The sequence below is a fragment of the Actinomadura decatromicini genome, assembly GCF_008121305.1.
Classification (GTDB): domain Bacteria; phylum Actinomycetota; class Actinomycetes; order Streptosporangiales; family Streptosporangiaceae; genus Spirillospora; species Spirillospora syzygii.
Genome location: NZ_VSRQ01000005.1, coordinates 1 through 19,058 on the forward strand (window position 1 = coordinate 1; position 19,058 = coordinate 19,058).

Below are 19,058 nucleotides of genomic sequence, written 5' to 3' on the forward strand. Positions count from 1 at the left end.
GCTTGGCGACCTCGCCCACCAGCACCTCACCGTTCTTGGCGAAGGCGACGACGGACGGCGTGGTCCGCGACCCCTCCGCGTTCGCGATGACCGTGGGCTCTCCGCCCTCCAGGATCGCGACGACCGAGTTGGTCGTCCCGAGGTCGATGCCGACCGCACGTGCCATGTTCTCGTCCTCCGTCGTTTCTCCGGTGTATCGCTCCCCGGTCGCGCCAGGGTGCGGCCGGTTCGTCTGCTGTCCGCAAGAGTGCCCGGACGTCCCCGCTCTGTCAAATGACTTGAGCCGACCGGACTCAACTTTACTGACGACCTCTTCAACAGGACGAGTGAGCGGGGTATTCCGGTTCCCCGCGGCGTCCCGCGAGCGAAGAGATCGGCCTCGTGGACGAGGCCCGCGCGCGCCGCGTCCATCCCCAGGAGGACGCCGTGCGAGCGATGCCCGTGCGAGCGAGGCCCGTGCAAGCGATGCCCGTGCGAGCGATGCCCGTGCGAGCGATGCCCGTGAAAGTGATGTCGGGCTCCGGGTGATACGTGTACGACCGCCGTCCGCCACGGAAAGGCAGCACATGACAGGGGAGCCCCTCACCGCGGATCCGCCCCCGGACACACGGCCCGGCCGGGTGGAGGACAGCACCGTCCTGCGGATGTCCCTGAACGAGCCCGAGCGGTTCGGCGCCATCTTCGACGCCTACTTCGCGGAGATCCACGGGTACGCGGCCCGGCGGCTCGGCCCGGACGCCGCGTCCGACATCGCGTCGCAGACGTTCCTGGAGGCGTTCCGCCAGCGGGCCCGCTACGACGACTCGCGGGCCGCCGTCCGGACCTGGCTCTACGGCATCGCGACCAACGTCATCGGCAGGCACCGGCGCGCCGAGGTGCGCGGGCTGCGCGCCCGCGAGCGGCTCGGCCCCGCCGAGCGCTCCGGCGACGACGCGGGCGGCGGGCACGCCGACCGGGTGGACGCCCGGGTCAGCGCCGAAGGGCTGCGCGGACGCCTGGCCGGGGCGATCGCGGCGCTGCCCGCGCGCGACCGGGACGTGCTGCTGCTCGTCGCGCTGGCCGACATGAGCCACCAGGAGGTGGCGGCCGCGCTGGACATCCCGTACGGGACGGTCGGCTCGCGGCTCAACCGGGCGCGCCGGAAGGTGCGCGCGGCGCTCGGCGGGACCAATCCGATGCACGACCTGGAGGACGACCATGGATGACCTGCGGACGGTCCGCGAAGCGTACGGCGAGCCCGCGCCCCCGACGGCGGCCGAGATGACCGAGGCCCGCGCCCGGATGTTCGAGCAGGCGCCGCGCGTCCGGTCCGGGTGGCGCGCCACCGGGTGGAGGTTGAAGGTCGGGGCGGGCGTGGTCGCGGTCGGCGCGGCCACCGCGGTCGTGATCGCGGCCACGGGGTCGTCGCCGCCCGCTCCGCACCCGACGGTCGAGCTGGGCAAGGGAGCGGTGCTCGCGGCGGCGGAGAAGGCCGAACTCCAGCCGATGGGCAAGTACTGGCACGACGACAGGGTCAGCGGCCAGGCGTACGTGGTGCGCGCGAAGACCGGGACCTACGCGATCTTCGGCGCGCACAGCGAGACGTTCAACTGGTCGGGTGTGAAGTCGGGCATGGGCGAGGCGTACTACGGCCGCGACCTCCCGGCCCATCCGCAGACCGCGCGGGACGCGGCCCTGTGGCGCGCGGCCGGGGCGCCGTCGCAGATCCGCGTCTGGTCCGGTGATCACTTCGCCACCTATACGACCAAGGCGACCGCGTGGACCTCGGACGGCCCCAACGTGGGCGTCGATCCTCGCGGCGGCGGCAAGTTCATCATCGGCAAGTCGGTCGAGGACCTGCAGAACCTCCCGACCGACCCGGAGAAGCTCGCCCAGTTGTTCCTGAGCGGGAAGGCGATGGAGCAGGAGGGGAAGGCGGCCGGACGGGCCGACCCGAGCGGGGCGAAGTCCGGGCGGCGGGCGCTCGCGGCGATGAAGATCATGCGGGTGTCGGGCCTGCTGGCCACGCCGGTCTCGCCGAAGGTGCGGTCCGGCCTGATGAGGGCGCTGGCCGCCCAGCCGGGCGTGCACGAGATCGGCCGCGTCACCGATCCGCTGGGCCGCCGGGGCGCCGCGCTGGGCACCGACGACCGCGCGGTGACGGAGACCGGTGAGTTCGGCACGCCGAAGGCCCAGCAGGGGACCTACCGCGTCCGCGTGGAGATCGTCTTCGACGAGCGCACCGGCGCGCTGCTGTCCACGCAGACCGTGCTCACCCAGCCGGGCGGGCCGTACGCGGAGATGAGGCCCGGCTTCGTCCTCGACTACATGGCCTGCCGTTCGGCGGGATGGACGGACGCCAAGCCGAACCCGCCCGCGAAACTCCCGTTCTGACCCGTCGAGCCCGCGGGCCCTCTCCGGAGGCCCGCGGGCTTTTCAGGAGGTGAGGTCGGACGGTGCGGTGCCGGCCTCGGTCAGGGGCAGGCCGAGCGCCGCCCGTTCGGTGAGCCAGCCGCTCGGCCGGTAGCGCGGGTCGCCGGTCGCCGCGTGCAGGCCGCGCAGGATCGCGAGGACGCTTTCCGCCCCGGCCTGCTCGCCCCACTCCAGCGGGCCGCGCGGGTAGCCGAGCCCGAGCCGCACCGCCGTGTCGACGTCCTCGGGACGGGCGAGCCGCTGCTCCGCGATCCCGCAGCCCACGTTCACGATGGCGGTGAGCAGGCGTTGCGCGACGGGCGCGGGCGCGTCCCGGACGACGCTGACGGACCGTCCCGTGGAGACAAGGGCCGCGAGGGCCGCGCGCCCAGCCGTTTTGTCAACGCCCGGATGCACGGACAGGGTGAGCCGAGTGAAGAACCCACCGAACGGGTCGACACCCAAGGTGCGCTCCACGGGAAGGCCCTCGGCCTGGGCCGCGCCAAGCGTGCTCTGCCCGAACGGCGCGACAAGGGCGATCGCCCGGCCGGACGGCTCGTCCCCTTGCTCGACCTCCACCCCGGACGTCGAAAGCAGCGCGCCCAGTTCTTCGCGCACATCTCCGTGCACCCACACAGGACGCGGCTCCACGACCGGTGCCGTCACCTCCGGCGGCTCTTGCTTAGCGCCGTCTACATACCCGTAGAAGCCTTCGCCCGTCTTGCGTCCGAACATCCCCGCGTCGACCCGGGCCCGTCCGATCCTGGACGGACGGAACCGAGGCTCCCCGTAGAACCCCTCCCAGATGGACTCCATGACGGAGTGCGAGACGTCCATTCCGGTGAGGTCGAGCAGTTCGCAGGGGCCCATTTTCAGGCCGAGTACGTCGCGCGCTATGCGGTCGATGTCCGCGGGCTCGGCGGCGCCCTCGGACAGGATCTGCAACGCCTCCGTCACCAGCCCGCGCCCAGCGTGGTTGACGAGGAAGCCGGGCGCGTCTGGGGCGACCACGGGTTCGTGACCGAGACGCCTCACCAGGTCGGCCAGCGCGTCCGGGACCCAGTCGGCCGTCCGCGCGCCAGGAATCACCTCGACCAGGCGCATCAACGGCACCGGGTTGAAGAAATGGAGTCCCGCCAGCCTGGACGGGTCCTTCAACGCCGCGCCGATGGCCGTCACCGACAGCGAACTGGTGTTGGTCGCCAGGATCGTGTGCTCGGGACACGTGCCCTCCAGCGCCGCGAACAGCTTCCGCTTCGTGTCCAGGTCCTCCCGGACGGCCTCGATCACGAGATCGCATTCCTGGAACGGCGTGAGCGGCTCGCCCACCGGACGCAGCCTCTCCTTGGCCCGCGCCGCGTCGCCCGCGTCCATCCGCCCCTTGCTCACGAGCCGGTCGAACATGCCGCCGATGTCCTCGACCGCGCTGGTCACCGCCTCGATCCGGACGTCCGCCAGCTCGACCGTCAGCCCTCCGGCCGCGGCGAGCTGTGCGATGCCGCGTCCCATCGCCCCCGTCCCGACCACCCGGACCGTCGTCGCCCGCCGCGCCCACTCCGCCACCGCCGCCTCCTCGATCGCCCACTCCTGGTTTCCCGGCATTTCCCAAGATTCCCTGGCATTCAACCCCCCGCTGGACGGAAGGGTGGGCGCCGCCCGCCGCGCCCCGGGCCGTAGCCTGCCTGATGTCCGACATCGACGTCCAAGGAGCCACCATGCGCGACGCGGTGATCTGCGAGCCGCTCCGTACTCCCATCGGCCGGTTCGGCGGGGTGTTGAAGACCGTCCAGGCCGCCGAACTCGCCGCCACCGTCATCCGGACGCTCGTCGAACGGACCGGACTGTCCGGCGACGCGATCGACGAGGTGATCCTCGGGCACTGCTACCCGACGTCGGACGCCCCCGCCATCGGCCGTGTCGCCGCGCTCGACGCCGGGCTGCCGGTCGAGGTCGGCGGCGTCCAGCTCGACCGGCGCTGCGGGTCCGGGCTCCAGGCCGTCGTGAACGCGGCCATGCAGATCCAGACCGGCGCCAGTGACGTGATCATCGCGGGCGGCGCGGAGAGCATGAGCAACGCGCCCTTCTACACGACGGCCGCGCGCTGGGGCATCCGCGGGCCGTCCCTCGAACTGCACGACGCGCTCGCGCAGGGGCGCGTCACCGCTGGCGGCGCCCACCACCCGGTGCCCGGCGGGATGCTGGAGACCGCCGAGAACCTGCGCCGCGAATACGGCATCGGACGCGAGGAGCAGGACGAGCTGGCCGTCCGCTCCCACCGGCGCGCCGTCGCCGCGCAGAGGTCGGGCGCGTTCGCGGAGGAGATCGTCCCGGTGACCGTCCGCTCGCGGAAGGGGGACACGGTCGTCGACACCGACGAGCACCCGCGTCCCGACACGACCGTGGAGACGCTGGCGAAGCTGCGTCCCGTCCTTGGCAAGACCGACGACGAGGCGACGGTCACCGCCGGGAACGCCAGCGGCCAGAACGACGCGGCCGCCGCCTGCGTCGTCACGACTCCCGAGCGGGCCGCCGAGCTGGGGCTCCGTCCCCTCGTCCGGCTCGTCTCCTGGGCCCGCGCCGGGGTGCCGCCCCGGACGATGGGCATCGGCCCCGTCCCCGCGACGGCGCGCGCCCTCGACCGGGCCGGGCTCACCCTCGCCGACATCGACCTGATCGAACTGAACGAGGCGTTCGCCGCGCAGGCCCTTGCCGTCACCCGCGAATGGGACCTCAAGGAAGCCGACTGGGACCGCGTCAACGTCAACGGCTCCGGCATCTCCCTGGGCCACCCCGTAGGCGCCACCGGCGCCCGCATCCTCGCCACCCTCGCCCGCGAAATGCGCCGCCGCGACTCCCGCTACGGCCTGGAAACAATGTGCATAGGCGGCGGCCAGGGCCTGGCCGCCATCTTCGAGAAGTGTTAACCCAGGGGGGCGAGTTAACCCAAGGGGCGCCCCCCTGGAACCCCCGTTGCGGCGCAGGCGATCCTCACGCCGCTGTGGCGGGCTGTCTTGCCTGTGCGGGTGTGTGTGGCGTCGCTGCGGTCGCCTGCGCCGGCGGGTCGTGCGGCCTCCGGCGTTGGGGCGCCTCCGGCCGCACGACCCGTGGCCTCGGCTCAGGTCTTGTCAGGCCGGGTTTCTGCCGGTCATGCCGAGCAGGCGGTCCAGTGGGGGCGCGTCGCAGGGGACGTCCACGGCGGGGCCGAAGAGGCCCTCGATGCCGGCGCCGCCGCTCTGTTCGACGGTCGGGGCCACGAAGGCCAGGCAGGCGGCGACCTCGTCCTCGCCCACCTCGTAGGGCTGGCCGCTGGCGCGCGCGATGTCCCAGCCGTGGACGACCAGCTCGTTCATCGCGACGTGTCCGGCCGCCTCGCCGGGGAGGTCGACCCCGCCCGCCCGGGTCATGCCCTGCCAGGCGTCGGGCGAGCGCCAGGCGGCGGCGAGGGCGTCGAGCTGCGCGGGGATGCGGGTCCGCCAGTCGGACGGGAGCCGGGTGGCGTCCGCGGACGGCGGCCGCGACGGCCCGTCCGGGAACTCCTTCTCGGCGGCCCAGGTGAACGCGAGGGTCAGGCCGTTCAGGTGGTCGAGCAGCGCGCCGAGCGGCATGTCGCAGGGCGTCGGCGCGTCGAGCTGCGCGTCGCGGACGCCGGCGAGCAGGTCCGCCATCCGGCGGGCGGCGGGCGCGAGATCGGGCATCGCGGTCATACTGGTTCCTCCGTTGGACGATCGTCCGGTGACGTTCCGCTGGACGGGACCGCCGCTGGACGGGACCCGTCTATGGATATGGACTCGGGAACCGGGCGATATTCATCGGTGACGTGAATCCCTAAAGTAGGGGGAATGAGAGGAACGCCAGGTCGGAGTGCGGATGCGCGGGCGGACGTCCCGCGGGCGCTGCCCCGGACCGGCGCGGGTGACGCATAAGCTACTACCGAGTAGTATTCGGGCCCCGGGTGAGAAGCGGTCCGCCGCGAGTCTTACGCTGACTGCCATCGCCCGTACCCCAGGAGGACGGAACAGTGTTCTGGATCACGTTGGTCATTGGGCTCGCCGGAGCGGCGGTCGCGATGGCGCTCGCCGGCCGGCGGGTGCTGTTCCTGTACACCGTCGCGAAGAGCGGGCAGCCCGACCCCGAGCGGGTGCTGCAGGTCAAGCGTGACCCGAAGGCCGACCTGGAGGGGCAGGTCACCGAGGTGTTCGGGCAGCGCAAGCTGCTCAAGTGGACGGTGGCGGGCGCCGCGCACGCCGCGGTGATGTGGGCGTTCATCCTGCTGATCACGGTCTACCTGGAGGCCGCGGTCGCGTTGCTGGCCGGTCTGGACAAGCACATTCCGGGCCTCCAGACGTGGGGGCCGATCGGGTTCGTCCAGGACACCATCGCCCTGGCCTGTACCGCGGGCCTGCTGGTGTTCACTGCGATCCGGATCAAGAACTCGCCGAAGCGGATCGGCCGCGACTCCCGGTTCAAGGGCTCGCACCTGTCCGGCGCGTGGATCACCCTGATCATGATCTTCAACGTGATCTGGACGATGTTCTTCTTCCGCGGCGCCGAGTACGCCAGCGGGAACCTCGCCTACGGAAAGGGCGCCTACTTCTCCTGGACGGTCGGCCACCTTTTCGAGGGCCTCAGCCACGACACCCTCGAAGTGGTCGAGTCGGTCGGGCTGCTGCTGCACATCGGCGTCGCGCTGGTGTTCCTCGTGTTCGTCGTGCATTCCAAGCACCTGCACATCTTCCTGGCCCCGCTGAACGTCATGTTCAAGCGCCGCCCGGACGGCCTCGGCGCCGCGCAGCCGATGATGTCGGGCGGCAAGCCGCTCGACTTCGAGGAGGCCGACCCGGACGAGGACGTCTTCGGCCGCGGCAAGATCGAGGACTTCACCTGGAAGGGCTTCCTCGACATGGCGACCTGCACCGAGTGCGGTCGCTGCCAGTCCCAGTGCCCGGCCTGGAACACCGGCAAGCCGCTGTCGCCGAAGATGGTCATCCTCGAACTGCGCGACCACGCGCTCGCGAAGGCGCCGTATTTCACGGCGTCCGAGGAGAAGCGGGCCTCGTTCACCGAAGAGCAGAAGCTCGCCATGCAGGTGGACAAGGAACTGGTCGGCGAGGACGGCGTCATTCACCCGGACGTCCTCTGGTCGTGCACGAACTGCGGCGCGTGCGTCGAGCAGTGCCCGGTCGACATCGAGCACATCGACCACATCCTGGACATGCGCCGTTTCCAGGTCATGATCGAGTCCAGCTTCCCGTCCGAGGCGGGCGTCATGCTCAAGAACCTGGAGAACAAGGGCAACCCGTGGGGGATGTCCGAGATGAAGCGCCTCGAATGGATCGAGGAGCTCGACTTCGAGGTGGACGTCGTCGACGAGAAGGTGTCCGAGGACACCGAGTACCTGTTCTGGGTCGGCTGCGCGGGCGCGCTGGAAGACCGTGCCAAGAAGACCACCAAGGCCGTCGCGGAACTGCTGCACATCGCGGGCGTGAAATTCGCGGTGCTCGGCCCGATGGAGGCCTGCACCGGCGACCCGGCCCGCCGTCTCGGCATGGAATTCGTGTTCCAGATGCTCGCCCAGCAGAACGTCGAGACGCTGAACGACGCGGGCGCGAAGAAGATCGTCGCGACCTGCCCGCACTGCTTCAACACATTGGCCAACGAGTACCCGCAGATCGGCGGGAACTACGAGGTCGTGCACCACACGCAACTGCTCGCGCACCTCGTGGAGTCCGGGAAACTCACCCCGGTCTCGCCGATCGAGGAGAACATCACCTACCACGACCCGTGCTTCCTCGGACGGCACAACAAGGTCTACAAGCAGCCGCGCGACATCATGGCGACCGTCCCCGGCGTCAAGACGCAGGAAATGCACCGGCACAAGGACCGCGGATTCTGCTGCGGCGCGGGCGGCGCCCGGATGTGGATGGAAGAGCGCATCGGAAAGCGCATCAACACCGAGCGCGTGGACGAGGCGCTCGCCACCGATCCGGACACCGTGTCCACGGCCTGCCCGTTCTGCCTCGTCATGCTCGGTGACGCGATCAACGAGAAGAAGAACTCCGGCGACGCGAAGGAATCCCTCGAAGTCGTCGACGTCTCGCAGTTGCTGATCCGCTCCATCAAGGGCGAGGGCAAGGCCCCGGAGAAGGAGCCCGTCGCCGCCGAATAGCGCGCGAAGACCCCCGGCCGTCACGCGGCCGGGGGTCTTCCCATGTCGCGGGTCAGGCTTCGGGCGGGACGGCGATCAGTGTTTCGCGCAGTGCGTGCACCGTGTGGAACGGCAGGATCTCCCGGACGGCGAGGTCGTCGACGGACGGGAGCGGCCCGTGCGCCGTCCGGGCCAGCACGATCAGTTTCGCGTGGTACGGGTCCAGGCCCGGCAGCGCGGCGAGCACGTGCTCGGGCGCCGCGTTGACGTCGACCAGGCCGCCGTCGTCGAACGTCCGGGCGAGGTCGGGACGCCCGATCCGCAGCTCCCGCGCCACCGCCGGATGGTGCGCCACCAGCGACCGCGCCTGGTCGCGCCGGACCCGCCGCTCGATCAGCGCGACGTCCACCGCCGCCTCGGACAGGCCGGCCGGGCCGTCCGGCGGCGACGACGGCTCGGCGGTGATCAGAGCCAGGTGGACGCCGCCGCCGAGCGTCGTCACGAACACCGAGAACATCATCGGGACGTCCCACCAGCCCGTCGCCTCGGGGTCGGTGGCGGCGGCGCCGTAGAAGAAGACGACCGTCATCACCAGGTAGCCGACGGACATGAGCCCGAGCGTCCCGCTCCGGCGCCGCGCCGCGAAGTAGGCGACCTCGGCCCAGGTCAGGGCGCCGAAGCTGAGCAGCGGGGCCAGTATCAGACCGGTCCGCACGGCCCACGGATACCGCCGCCGGGCGGGCGCCTGGGGCGGGGGCCATCCGATGGCGGGCGCCGGGCCGACGACCGGGACGCCGGGCCACGGCTGGCCGGCCGCCGCCGGGTGAGCGGCGACCATCGTCGCCGGGACGTGCTCCGCCCGCACCGGCGCCGCCGCGGGCGGATCGGGCGGCGCGAACCCCGCCGCCGCACCCGTCCCGGCCGGTTCTGGAAGATCGTCCGCGGGCGGCGTGTCCGCGGGCGCGGGCGGGGCGGCCAGGGCGGGGTCGGCGCGGAGGATGCCGACGTGCAGGGTCTGGAGCCGTTCGCCCGGCTCGACGCCGAACTCGTCGGCGAAGAAGTCGCGGGCGTCCCGGTAGGCGGCGAGGGCCTCGGCCTGGCGTCCGCACCGGTACAGGGCCAGCATCAGCAGGTACCGGAAGCCCTCGCGCAGCGGGTACTCGGCGACGAGCCGGATCAGCTCGGGCACCAGCCGCGCGTGCTCGCCCAGCTCCAACCCGATCTCCGCGCACGCCTCCAGCGCGGCGGCGCGCTCCTCGTCCAGGCGGCCGCGCGCGGCTTCGAAGAACGAGCCGTTCAGCCCGGCGAGCGCCGTCCCGCGCCAGCCGGACAGCGCGTCCCGCAGCAGTGCCTCGGCCCGCGCCGGGTCACCTGCGGCGCGGACGGCGTGGGCCTCCCTCACCCGGTCCTGGAAGATCTCGGCGTCCAGGCCCTCGGGCGGGACGCGCAGCGCGTACCCGGCGCCGGTCAGCGTCAGCAGGCGTCCGGGAGAGCGCGGCGAGCGCTCCGGCTCCAGCACGCGGCGCAGCCCGGCGACGTATTTCTGGACGACGTTCGCCCCGTTGTCCGGCGGCTCGTCCCCCCAGACGGCCTCCACGATCGAGGACGTCGGCACCGGACGGTTGGGCGACAGCAGGAGCACGGCGAGCACGGCGCGCTGCTTGCCGGGACCGAGGTCGAGCTCCCGTCCGTCCCGCCAGGCGGCCGGACGGCCGAGGATCTCGAAACGCAGCGGGGAGCCGTCGCCCGCCAGCGTGACCACCCCCAAACGCCCCCGCTTCCGGCGCCACCGCCGTCGTTCCGCAGCCGGGGCGCAGTGACCGCAGCATACCGACAGTGATTCCGCACCGCCGCGCAGCAGCATTTTCCGGACATCGGGGGCTTGCTCCGATACGCAATGAAAGGGGACCTCGGTGCATCACCATCTACGGGCGGGGATTCCGGCGGCGCTCGTCCTGGCGCTCGCGTTCACCGCCGGATGCGGACCGGCCGGCGAGTCGGACGGCGCGAAGAAGGAGGCGGCCACCACGGGGGCGTCCGCCTCGCCTTCCGCGTCGGCATCGCCGTCGCCGTCCGCGACCGACAACGGGATCGCGGCCCTGAAACCGGCCCAGATCTTCGCCCGCGCCCGCGCGGCGACGGCGTCCGCGCGGTACGTGCGAGTGCGCGGCCAGGTCGAGGACGGCGAGAAATACAAGATCGACTTCCGTTTCGAGGGGAGGACGAAGGTGACCGGCTCCCTCCAGCAGCGCTCGGAGCGCGCCGAACTCACCGTGATCGGCAAGGTCGTCTACATGTCCGGCAACGACAGGTTCTGGAGGTCGGCCGGCGGCAAGGGAGCCGCGCAGCTCCTCTCCGGCAAGTACCTCAAGATGAAGACCACCAGCGCCGACTTCCGCGAACTCGCGGCTTTCGTGAACAAGACGACTCTGTTCGACGAGGCGGTGAAGAGCGGCAGGGGATGGCGGAAGGAGGGCGCGGGCAAGGTCGGCGACATTCCCACCGTGGTGCTGTCCGACTCGGCGGGGGACAAGATCCAGATCGCGACGCAGGGTCTTCCGTACGTGCTGCTCATGGAGGGCGGACGGGAGGACCGGCTCGAATACGTCGAGTACGGGCAGCCGGTGACCGTCCAGGCGCCGCCCGCCAAGTCCGTGGTCGACGTCCCGGCGCTGAACTGAGCGCGGGCGGGCGCGGCGGGCGGTGGTTGCGGTGGGGGATGTCCTGGTAAGACCCAGGGATGGCCGTGCTGGTGTCCGTCCTCGCGTTCCTGATGACGCTCGCCGGGGGGCTGACGGCGATGCGGGTGCGCGACCACCGGCACCTCGTCCTCGGGCTGGCGGGCGGGCTGATGCTCGGCGTCGTCGCGTTCGACCTGGTCCCCGAGTCGCTGGAGATGGCGCGGCACGACCTGCTCGGCGTCCCCACGCCCATGATCGGCTTTGCCGCCGGCTTCCTGCTGCTGCACGTCGTCGAGCAGGCGGTGGCGATCCACCGGGCGCACGAGGACGAGTACGCCCCGCACGTCCACGCCCATTCCCCCGCCGTCGCGTCCGGTACCGGCCGCGCGGCGGGGCGCACGGCCGGACTGCTCGCCGCGTCCGCGCTCGTCGCGCACAGCCTCGTGGACGGCCTCAGCATCGGGCTCGGCTTCCAGTCCGGGACGGAGGTCGGCGCGTTCGTCGCGCTCGCCGTCGTCACGCACGACTTCGCGGACGGCTTCAACACTTTCACGGCCGCGTCGCTGAACCGGGGCGACCGGCGTCCCGCCGTCCTGCTGCTGGTCGCGGACGCCGCCGCTCCCATCGCGGGCGCCGCGCTCGGCACGCTCGTCCACGTCCCGGAGGCCGTCCTAGCCCCCTACCTGGGTTTCTTCGCCGGAGTCCTGCTGTACCTGTCCGCCTCCGAGATCCTCCCGGAGGCGCACAGCGTCCACCCGCGCGTCCTGACCCTGTGCGCAACGGGCCTGGGCCTAGCAGCCGTCCTATTCAGCGTCGGCCTGGCGCACTAGGGGGTCGACTACACCTTGGTGCGATGAAAGTTCAGGTACGACCGCGACGGCGTCGGCCCCCGCTGGTCCTGGTACCGCGACCCGTACCGTTCAGAGCCATACGGGAACTCGGTCGGCGAACTCGTCCGGAACAGGCACATCTGCCCGATCTTCATGCCCGGCCACAGCTTGATCGGCAGCGTCGCGACGTTCGACAGTTCCAACGTCACGTGCCCGGAGAACCCGGGGTCGATCCACCCGGCGGTCGAGTGCGTGAGCAGCCCGAGCCGTCCCAGGCTTGACTTCCCTTCCAGCCGGGCGGCCAGATCGTCCGGCAGCCCGAACACCTCGTACGTCGAGGCGAGCACGAACTCCCCCGGATGCAGGACGAACGCCTCCTCGGCGTCCACCTCCACCAGCCGCGTCAGATCCCGCTGCTCCACGGCAGGGTCGATGTGCGGATACCTGTGGTTCTCGAACACCCGGAAGTACCGGTCGAGCCTCACGTCCACGCTGGACGGCTGGACCATCTCCGGCTCATACGGGTCGATCTTCACCCGCCCGGATTCGAGCTCGGCCCTGATGTCACGATCGGAGAGCAGCACCCCGAAACGCTATCCCACGACCAGGCCCCCACCGACTTCCGGTACAGTACTCACAACACGGGAGGCCCAAGCCTCCCCACGCGGGTGTAGTTCAATGGTAGAACTTCAGCTTCCCAAGCTGACAGCGCGGGTTCGATTCCCGTCACCCGCTCCCACCACAAAGGCCCAGGCCAGGGACATGACCCCCAGACCTAGGCTTTGATCGTTTCTGGCTTCTACGCCTGCTGTGCAGTGAGTGTGCCATCAAGCCATGAGCACAAGTGCCGCAGCGACTACGCCATCGTCCTCGTTTCGTCCCTGCTCGGCCTGGACCAATACGCCCGGCGCCGCGACATGCGAGTTTGCTGCCATGCCTCAGTACACCGTCGGTCAAAGGAAGTCCGGTCGTATCGGCCGAGGGCGGTCACAGTGCCAAGGCGTGCCGCAGTGCCCGGCCGACGTTCATCATCGTGGGCATAGACAGCGCCCCCAGATCAGCGACGATCTGGTCTCGGTAAAGGGGGCCGAGGTCGTCGCAGTTGACGTATCCAGCGAGTGGGTCGCTGGCGCTCAGGGGAGCCCAGGATGGTAGATCGCGGCGAGTGGTGGTGATCCGCGCAACGAGGCAATCATCGATGGCGTTGTTGCGGGCGTTGTTGGAGACCACTAGCCACGGCTTGAGACCGTAGCCGAGATCGGCACGATAGATCCGACCGCGGATGGGGACGATGTTGGGGGCAGCGTTCACGCTTTCGTTTCACCAGCCACCTTGTTGCCGCGATCCCAGCCACGGCGGGCGGTGCGGTAGGCGCGGTCCTCGTCGTCCATTTCGGCCGCCCATGCCGCGTACCCGGTGGTCGCCACCTGTTGGGTGACGGCTTCTCGTCCTGCGCGGACCAACGCGGCGAGGATCTCTGCATCGGAGGCGCTGGCGTCCAGTTCGTGGCCGGTGAGTTGGGCTAGGGCCTGGCGCTCGGGACTGGTGGGAGCGTGCATGCGCTCCAAGGTGATGACGTCCTCGGGCCCTACCGGGACACTCTTGCGTACGTTCATGCAGTCAAGTGTACAGCACATTACGCATCGAATGATGCAGCACTTACTGCTGCAGATCTGAGGGGAGGTGGGACGTCCACCCCCGTACGGCCACTGTGTCCGGCATCGCCCTCCGACCACTGACGTGCCTCAGGCACTGGCCGAAGCTGCCGTCGAGTACGGTCTCACGGCTCGCGGCGTTCGATGTTCGGGCTTTGGTCGGCGGCCTGCGCTCCATGCCTGCGTGCCGCCGGGGTCTGCAGGCGCCGTCGTTCCGATCAAGCCGAGTGCGCGCAGACCAGTGGCTACAGTGACGGGCCGTTAGCGGGCCATAAGGCAGGGTGACCAAGGGGCATTCACGGTCACTAGCGGTACGGCACTTGGCCAGGTCAGCGGTACCAACGGGCAAGATCGGAACTATTCCCAAGCTGACAGCGCGGGTTCGATTCCCGTCACCCGCTCCCACCACAGAGGCCCAGGCCAGGGAAGCACTCCCCGAACCTGGGCCTTGATCGTTTGTAGGCGTTGTCAGCGACGGGCCGTTAGCGGCCATTAGGCCACCGGCACCAGGACCGTTGGGATCGCATGGGACGACGAGTGCGCCTGTGACGGGCGTCGAGCGCTATCGGGCCTTCCGCCCATCACCGGCGACCCGATCGAAGAAGTGAAGACCGCGCGGCAGGCGTCCCGTGGCTCTCCCGTTCGCCCTGCCGCGCGGTCTTCAGGGCCACGGCCACCCAGCCCTCCTCAAAGTGAGGGCCGCTCAGTAGAGGGAGCCCATGGCAGAAGTCAAAGTCACCTACGACTAGCAGGCCAATGCCGCGTACGTCTACCTCGTCGACCCCACCCAGGCCGGGACGAAGTCGGCGCAAATGTACGCCTGCGACCCCGTCGACGTCGGCGGGGTGATCAATCTCGACTTCGACGCCGAGGGGCGCGTCATCGGCATCGAGATCCTTGACGCCCGCTCCAAACTGCCCCGATACCTGCTCGACGCCGCCGAACGCCTAGACGTCTGAACAGCCAGAAAGACAGGAGGAAGCCGGGCGGCCGGACAACCGAAACGCTGGCCCCTCCGAGGCGCCCCGTCCCTGGATGAGAGCCTTCTTTACTTCTTCAAGGGCGCCGCTCCGCGTCGCCAGGCGGGCGCCCGCCCCGGCGCGCCGGGCGTGCGGCCTGTTCCGTCCGGTCACGCCGCGCCGCGTCGCCCGTCCGCCTGCTAGTGGCGAAGAAGCGAAAAGGTCGGCCACCAGGACGCGATGGCCGACCCTTCCGTCAGTTGATCAGTCGTAGCTCTGGAGCTTCCAGGGCACCGGAAGGTGCCCCGTACGCAGGACACTACCCTTCGCCCCAGTGAAGACCGTGGCCGCCGGGTCGGAGGCGGTGTGTCGCTCCAGGTGTTCCCTGATTGCCGGAGTGATCGCAGCCGGAAGCGCCGCCGTTCGGACGCCCGCCCGTGATTTCGTGGGCCCGACGATCATGTCTCCGCTGTCCATTTCGAGGTACTGCCGCCGCACGCCGCTTCGTCCGTTCGCCCACGGGACTTGGGACTCAGGCCGCCGTATCGGCGTTCGCGCAGACCACATAGACGGTGAAGTCGAAAGGGAAGCCGTAGTTGGAGGGCGGAGTCACCTCCCAGCCGTCGGTTCCGGACGGCCGGGAACCGGTGGGGCCCGTGATCCTCGGGTCCATGAGGTATCCACCGCTCAGCGCCACCTTGCCTGAGGGGCACGTGACGGTCTGCGGGGTGGACGAGTTCGGCGGGTTCGTGAACTGCGCCTGAACGACCTGCCGGCCGATGACTCCGTCCCGGCCGGGCTCGCCCGAAGGGCCCTGGGGACCTGTTGCCCCTGTCGGGCCTTGGGGGCCTGTTTCGCCTCTCGGGCCTTGGGGGCCTGTTTCGCCTCTCGGACCTTGAGGGCCTGTTGCCCCTGTCGGGCCTTGGGGGCCTGTTTCGCCTGTGGGACCTTGGGGGCCTGTTTCCCCTCTCGGGCCTTGGGGGCCTCGCGGTCCGCGGGGGCCCCGCGGACCGCACTCTCCGCAGCTGTGGACACAGCATGCCGCCGAGTCGGTGGCCTGGGCCGTCTTCGCGGTCTCCCGGACGGGCGGGGGAGACTGGGCTGCCATGGCCATGCCCCCGCCTAGCGGCAAAACGCCCGCCATCACCGCACATGTGCAGAGAGACCGAAGGTGAAAGTTCATGGGACTCCTCAAGCGTGTGGAGTCCCGATACCCATGGCCCCCTCCGCCTTAGACGCCCACATGATCAAAGTTCCGGGTGGTGATCCGTAAACCTGTCTCAGCCCGGCTGGGCAGCGCCCCTTGATGCGGACTCGCAGCAGGGTTCGTGTGGCAGCGACGTGGACGACGTCTCGCCCAGAACTTCATGCATGTCCTGATGGGGGGCGATGCTGGACAGCCCCGCCCTTGCCATGGGTCAGACGGCTTGCCGAATTCGGCCGTATGAGATCAAGGGCGCCCGCTGGCGTGGGTCGCCGGGTGGCTGTGCCCGGCTCTGCGAGCCGGGCATGCGGCCTGTTCCTCCGATCCCGTCTCGCGCCGCCGTACGCGGCCGCCACAAGCCCTAGTCACGCCTCCGCCTCGGCTTGCTATCCGATCACTGCTACAGATCGACTCGCATAGCTCACGAGAGGCCTACATCCGGTTTGGCCTCGTAAGTGTGGAATCGGCCATAGGCTGCGTTTCGCTCGCATGACCGCATTCGGACATTCTTGCTCGTGCGGGACCGTTGGCCGCCATTATTAGTTCACTTAGAGCAATAAATGATCTCAATGGGAGTGATGGGATCATGAGACCGCAGGTCTACGCCCAGGTGATCGCCTTATCGATGATCGCGTTAGGGGGTTGTGGCGCCTCCGATACAAAATCGGATCAGGAGCAGTCCCCGTCCGCCGCTCGCGCGCGAAGTCAGACGGCAGCGCCAGTCATTACGGCAGTCGGAACTCCGATCAAGATCGGCGAGTGGGGAGGTCAGGACGCTTCGGGAAGGGCGCATGTCAGGTTCCGTATCAAAGAACCGAACAAGGCCACCAATCTGCAGATGCTCGTCCCGGTATTCGAAAGTTCTCCTGGGCAAAGTACCTGTCGAGCGAACCTTTCGGACGCTCCTGTCAAGCCGCCTCTTAATATCGAACTCACCGATACCTCCGCCCGCACAGCCATAACTCTAAATGTTAAGCGGATTCTCGAGCCCAGTGAAATGATCATGGATGTCGCGGGATCCTGTCAGGGATCCCTGATCCTCCTGGGCCTCGAAATTCGAGCCAAGTGGTTGAGAGCCTGAAAGCCGGGTTACCCGCTGGCTGAACGAGCCCGAAGCGGTCTCGCGACCCACAGCTCCCGCGAGCCGGGAGGGCACGACCGCGAGAAACCGTCTGTCACACCGTCTGGCCGTTCGCGTGGGTGCACCCTCCGGAGCGGAGCGCGTCGCTAACGCCAGTACTGGCAATGAGGTCTGATGATCTCGAATGGGTGGGCGGCGCGGACGGGCGAAGGCTGGTCAGGAGACCACCTGTGGGGGCTGTCCTGGCCACTGCCGATCTTGCTTGTAACGGATTCGGTGGAGCGAGCTCGAACCAGGGGACTGCGCCGCCCCTGGGCCCCCGCGAGCCGGGGGGCTCGTTCGCGCCAAGCTGTCTGTCACGGGGGTGCGCGCCGTTCGCGCTAACGAGCACCCCGGACCGGTCGGCGCGGAGTGCTCAGGCCTGCTAACGCGGGTGCTAACGGCGGGTCTGGAAGGGTCTGGACGAGGGTGGAAACCGAGAGGCGTCTGAGATCAACTCAGCCAGTGACCCGGCTCTGCCACGTAGGTGTTGCCGTGTGGCGGAGGTCATGGAATCGATGGTGCTCGTCGGACGCCAGGTGACCAGGGGCCTGGATCTCAGGGGGTGGGTGGTTTGCGGGCGGTTAGTAGGCGGGTTGGGACCCAGGGGCTGCCCCACCATGCGCGCCAGCCGAGGTTGCGTACGTGGATGTCCTGGGCGTTCAGTCGGGCCAGCACCGCGGCGTACTCGCGGGGGGTCCGTGCCAGGTCGGCGATCAGCAGGCGACCGCCCGGCCGCAGCACCCGGTACGCCTCGGTGATTGCTTGGGCGCGGGCGTCTGCGCCGCGGATGGTGTGCACCGTCAGGCTGGACATGACCAGGTCGAAGCTTGCCTCCGCGTACGGGAGTCTGCGCAGGTCGCCCCCTTGCACACGAACGCGGTCGGCGACGCCTTCGGCGCGGGCGTTGTGCATGGTCGCCGCCGGGGTGTTGCCGGATTGGTCCCGTCCGCGCCACAGGTCCACGCCGACCGCCCGACCTTCCGGGAGGCGCCGGGCGGCGGCTAACAGGACGGCGCCGCGTCCGCAGCCGAGGTCGAGCAGCCGTTCGTCGCCACGCAGTTCCAGCTCGTCCAGGACGTCCCGCCAGACCAGGAACTTGCCGCGCAGGGTGGCGTGCAGGCTCAGGGCCAGGCATCCCGCCAGCAGGGTGCCGGAGACCAGCGCGGGGAGCGCGGCGGCCAGATCGGCGGTGACCGCCATCACCAGCCCGGTCACCCAGAACCCCAGTACGACCAGGCCCACGAAGCTGAACCCGTAGGGCGCATCCATCCCGTACCGCGCGCCAGGCATCCCGCCACTTTGCCACGAACCGGCCGCTGGGGGAGCTGGCTACGACGCACTGGTCTACTCCGGCTCAGTACCCGACACCGCTGACCTGGTCTTCATCCGCCGACCCCGAGGTGTCGAGGATGGGCGGACCCGTCAGTCGAAATGTGCAGTTCTCGTCGGGCCGGGGGAGATCAGTGGTGGGGACGTGCGCTCATGGGCGAGGGCGGGCGTTGCGTAGGCGGATTCCGCTGTACTCGAGGGTGCTTGTGATGACTGCGTCCCAGAACTCCCACAGATTGTCGAGCACTCGCAGTTGTATGCCCGCGGCGTCATGCAGCTGCAGTAGATCGCCCACCAGTTCGGGAGCGCCGAGAGGCTCGACCGGCTCTGTGGCGACGACCGCGTGCGGCGTTGGTTTACCGATCGGCTGGAATGGGGCCGCGGGCAGCCGATATGCGAACAGTTTGACGTCGAGGAGCCTGGTGATCCAGGGGTATTCGATCGCGTGGACGCGGGTGCCGCAGCCGGACCCGATGATCCGTTCACGGTCGGCGTCCAAGGTCGTGGGGCCCACCCATGTCATCGCTCGTGGACAGTCTCGGGGAAACCAGTAGTCCGGTGCACGCGCGTGATCGACCGCCCACACATAGGGCTCCCGCTGCTGCGCGCTGGAGGCGACATGAGGAACGAACCGGGTGATCGTCGGGTCTTCGGAAAAGTGCAAAACCTGTCCTGGCTCCGGTCGCATATCTACGTCTATATCGCGGATCCTTGCCCGGTGCCCTACGAGGAGGGTGAAGC

Annotated in this window: 17 protein-coding genes, 1 tRNA gene and 1 pseudogene; 9 read left to right on the plus strand and 10 right to left on the minus strand. The window is 69.7% G+C overall.

The genetic code is table 11. The features are described 5' to 3' along the window. On the minus strand, positions 1-166 hold a 166-nt coding region (locus FXF68_RS22725), incomplete at its 3' end, for an Hsp70 family protein (protein ID WP_148762449.1). Positions 167-566: 400 nt separating this feature from the next. Between FXF68_RS22725 and FXF68_RS22730 the strand changes: the two genes are divergently transcribed. Further along, positions 567-1,205, plus strand: a complete 639-nt coding sequence (locus FXF68_RS22730; RefSeq protein WP_148762451.1) for an RNA polymerase sigma factor — start codon at positions 567-569, stop codon at positions 1,203-1,205. Then, on the plus strand, positions 1,198-2,373 hold the full coding sequence (locus FXF68_RS22735; RefSeq protein ID WP_148762453.1) for a hypothetical protein: 1,176 nt from the start codon (positions 1,198-1,200) through the stop codon (positions 2,371-2,373). The genes FXF68_RS22730 and FXF68_RS22735 overlap by 8 nt, the downstream gene beginning before the upstream one ends. A 42-nt stretch (positions 2,374-2,415) precedes the next feature. On the opposite strand, the gene FXF68_RS22740 is transcribed toward FXF68_RS22735, so the two are convergent. After that, entirely contained in the window at positions 2,416-3,993 is a 1,578-nt protein-coding gene (locus tag FXF68_RS22740) for a 3-hydroxyacyl-CoA dehydrogenase (protein ID WP_148762455.1), read from the minus strand. Between the two features lie 113 nt (positions 3,994-4,106). On the opposite strand from FXF68_RS22740, the gene FXF68_RS22745 reads away from it, so the two are divergent. Beyond that, positions 4,107-5,315 (plus strand): acetyl-CoA C-acetyltransferase, encoded by a 1,209-nt coding sequence (locus FXF68_RS22745; RefSeq protein ID WP_148762457.1) that lies wholly within the window; start codon positions 4,107-4,109, stop codon positions 5,313-5,315. Positions 5,316-5,516: 201 nt separating this feature from the next. On the opposite strand, the gene FXF68_RS22750 is transcribed toward FXF68_RS22745, so the two are convergent. Continuing rightward, the gene (locus FXF68_RS22750; protein ID WP_342787164.1) at positions 5,517-6,086 is read right to left on the minus strand and encodes a TIGR03086 family metal-binding protein; all 570 of its coding nucleotides are present in this window, start codon (positions 6,084-6,086) and stop codon (positions 5,517-5,519) included. A 371-nt stretch (positions 6,087-6,457) separates the two neighbouring features. Between FXF68_RS22750 and FXF68_RS22755 the strand changes: the two genes are divergently transcribed. Beyond that, entirely contained in the window at positions 6,458-8,557 is a 2,100-nt protein-coding gene (locus tag FXF68_RS22755; RefSeq protein WP_425458616.1) for a (Fe-S)-binding protein, read from the plus strand. A 52-nt stretch (positions 8,558-8,609) separates the two neighbouring features. Here FXF68_RS22755 and FXF68_RS22760 read toward each other — a convergent pair whose 3' ends face one another. Further along, on the minus strand, positions 8,610-10,298 hold the full coding sequence (locus FXF68_RS22760) for an AfsR/SARP family transcriptional regulator (protein WP_246178937.1): 1,689 nt from the start codon (positions 10,296-10,298) through the stop codon (positions 8,610-8,612). Between the two features lie 151 nt (positions 10,299-10,449). Here FXF68_RS22760 and FXF68_RS22765 point away from each other — a divergent pair, with 151 nt between their 5' ends. Both FXF68_RS22765 and FXF68_RS22770 read left to right on the plus strand, forming a co-directional pair. Then, a complete protein-coding gene (locus tag FXF68_RS22765) occupies positions 10,450-11,217 on the plus strand; it encodes a hypothetical protein (RefSeq protein WP_148762463.1) in 768 nt (255 codons plus the stop codon). 59 nt (positions 11,218-11,276) lie between these two features. Next, positions 11,277-12,047 carry a ZIP family metal transporter gene (locus FXF68_RS22770; RefSeq protein WP_148762465.1) on the plus strand — a complete coding sequence of 257 codons (771 nt, stop codon included), beginning with the start codon at positions 11,277-11,279 and terminating at the stop codon, positions 12,045-12,047. Between the two features lie 8 nt (positions 12,048-12,055). On the opposite strand, the gene dcd is transcribed toward FXF68_RS22770, so the two are convergent. Beyond that, entirely contained in the window at positions 12,056-12,631 is a 576-nt protein-coding gene (dcd, locus tag FXF68_RS22775; RefSeq protein WP_067892601.1) for a dCTP deaminase, read from the minus strand. An 80-nt stretch (positions 12,632-12,711) separates the two neighbouring features. Here dcd and FXF68_RS22780 point away from each other — a divergent pair. Further along, positions 12,712-12,782 (plus strand) — tRNA-Gly (locus FXF68_RS22780). 252 nt (positions 12,783-13,034) lie between these two features. Here the strand turns inward: FXF68_RS22780 and FXF68_RS22785 are convergent. Together FXF68_RS22785 and FXF68_RS22790 are read right to left on the minus strand one after the other, a co-directional pair. Further along, positions 13,035-13,358, minus strand: coding sequence for a type II toxin-antitoxin system PemK/MazF family toxin (locus tag FXF68_RS22785; RefSeq protein WP_246178893.1), 324 nt, complete (start codon positions 13,356-13,358; stop codon positions 13,035-13,037). After that, positions 13,355-13,663 (minus strand): type 2 periplasmic-binding domain-containing protein, encoded by a 309-nt coding sequence (locus FXF68_RS22790; protein WP_148762467.1) that lies wholly within the window; start codon positions 13,661-13,663, stop codon positions 13,355-13,357. The genes FXF68_RS22785 and FXF68_RS22790 overlap by 4 nt, the downstream gene beginning before the upstream one ends. Positions 13,664-14,463: 800 nt before the next feature. On the opposite strand from FXF68_RS22790, the pseudogene FXF68_RS22795 reads away from it, so the two are divergent. Further along, positions 14,464-14,661: pseudogene (locus tag FXF68_RS22795) on the plus strand (DUF2283 domain-containing protein); the annotation flags it as partial. 532 nt (positions 14,662-15,193) lie between these two features. Here the strand turns inward: FXF68_RS22795 and FXF68_RS43120 are convergent. Beyond that, positions 15,194-15,334: a hypothetical protein gene (locus tag FXF68_RS43120; protein WP_222870041.1), complete on the minus strand. Its 141-nt coding sequence runs from the start codon at positions 15,332-15,334 to the stop codon at positions 15,194-15,196. 1,117 nt (positions 15,335-16,451) lie between these two features. On the opposite strand from FXF68_RS43120, the gene FXF68_RS22805 reads away from it, so the two are divergent. Then, on the plus strand, positions 16,452-16,946 hold the full coding sequence (locus FXF68_RS22805; RefSeq protein ID WP_148762471.1) for a hypothetical protein: 495 nt from the start codon (positions 16,452-16,454) through the stop codon (positions 16,944-16,946). A gap of 597 nt (positions 16,947-17,543) precedes the next feature. On the opposite strand, the gene FXF68_RS22810 is transcribed toward FXF68_RS22805, so the two are convergent. Both FXF68_RS22810 and FXF68_RS44660 read right to left on the minus strand, forming a co-directional pair. Then, a complete protein-coding gene (locus FXF68_RS22810; protein WP_148762472.1) occupies positions 17,544-18,278 on the minus strand; it encodes a class I SAM-dependent methyltransferase in 735 nt (244 codons plus the stop codon). A gap of 190 nt (positions 18,279-18,468) precedes the next feature. Further along, entirely contained in the window at positions 18,469-19,005 is a 537-nt protein-coding gene (locus tag FXF68_RS44660; protein ID WP_148762474.1) for a DUF6886 family protein, read from the minus strand. Between the last annotated feature and the right edge of the window lie 53 nt (positions 19,006-19,058).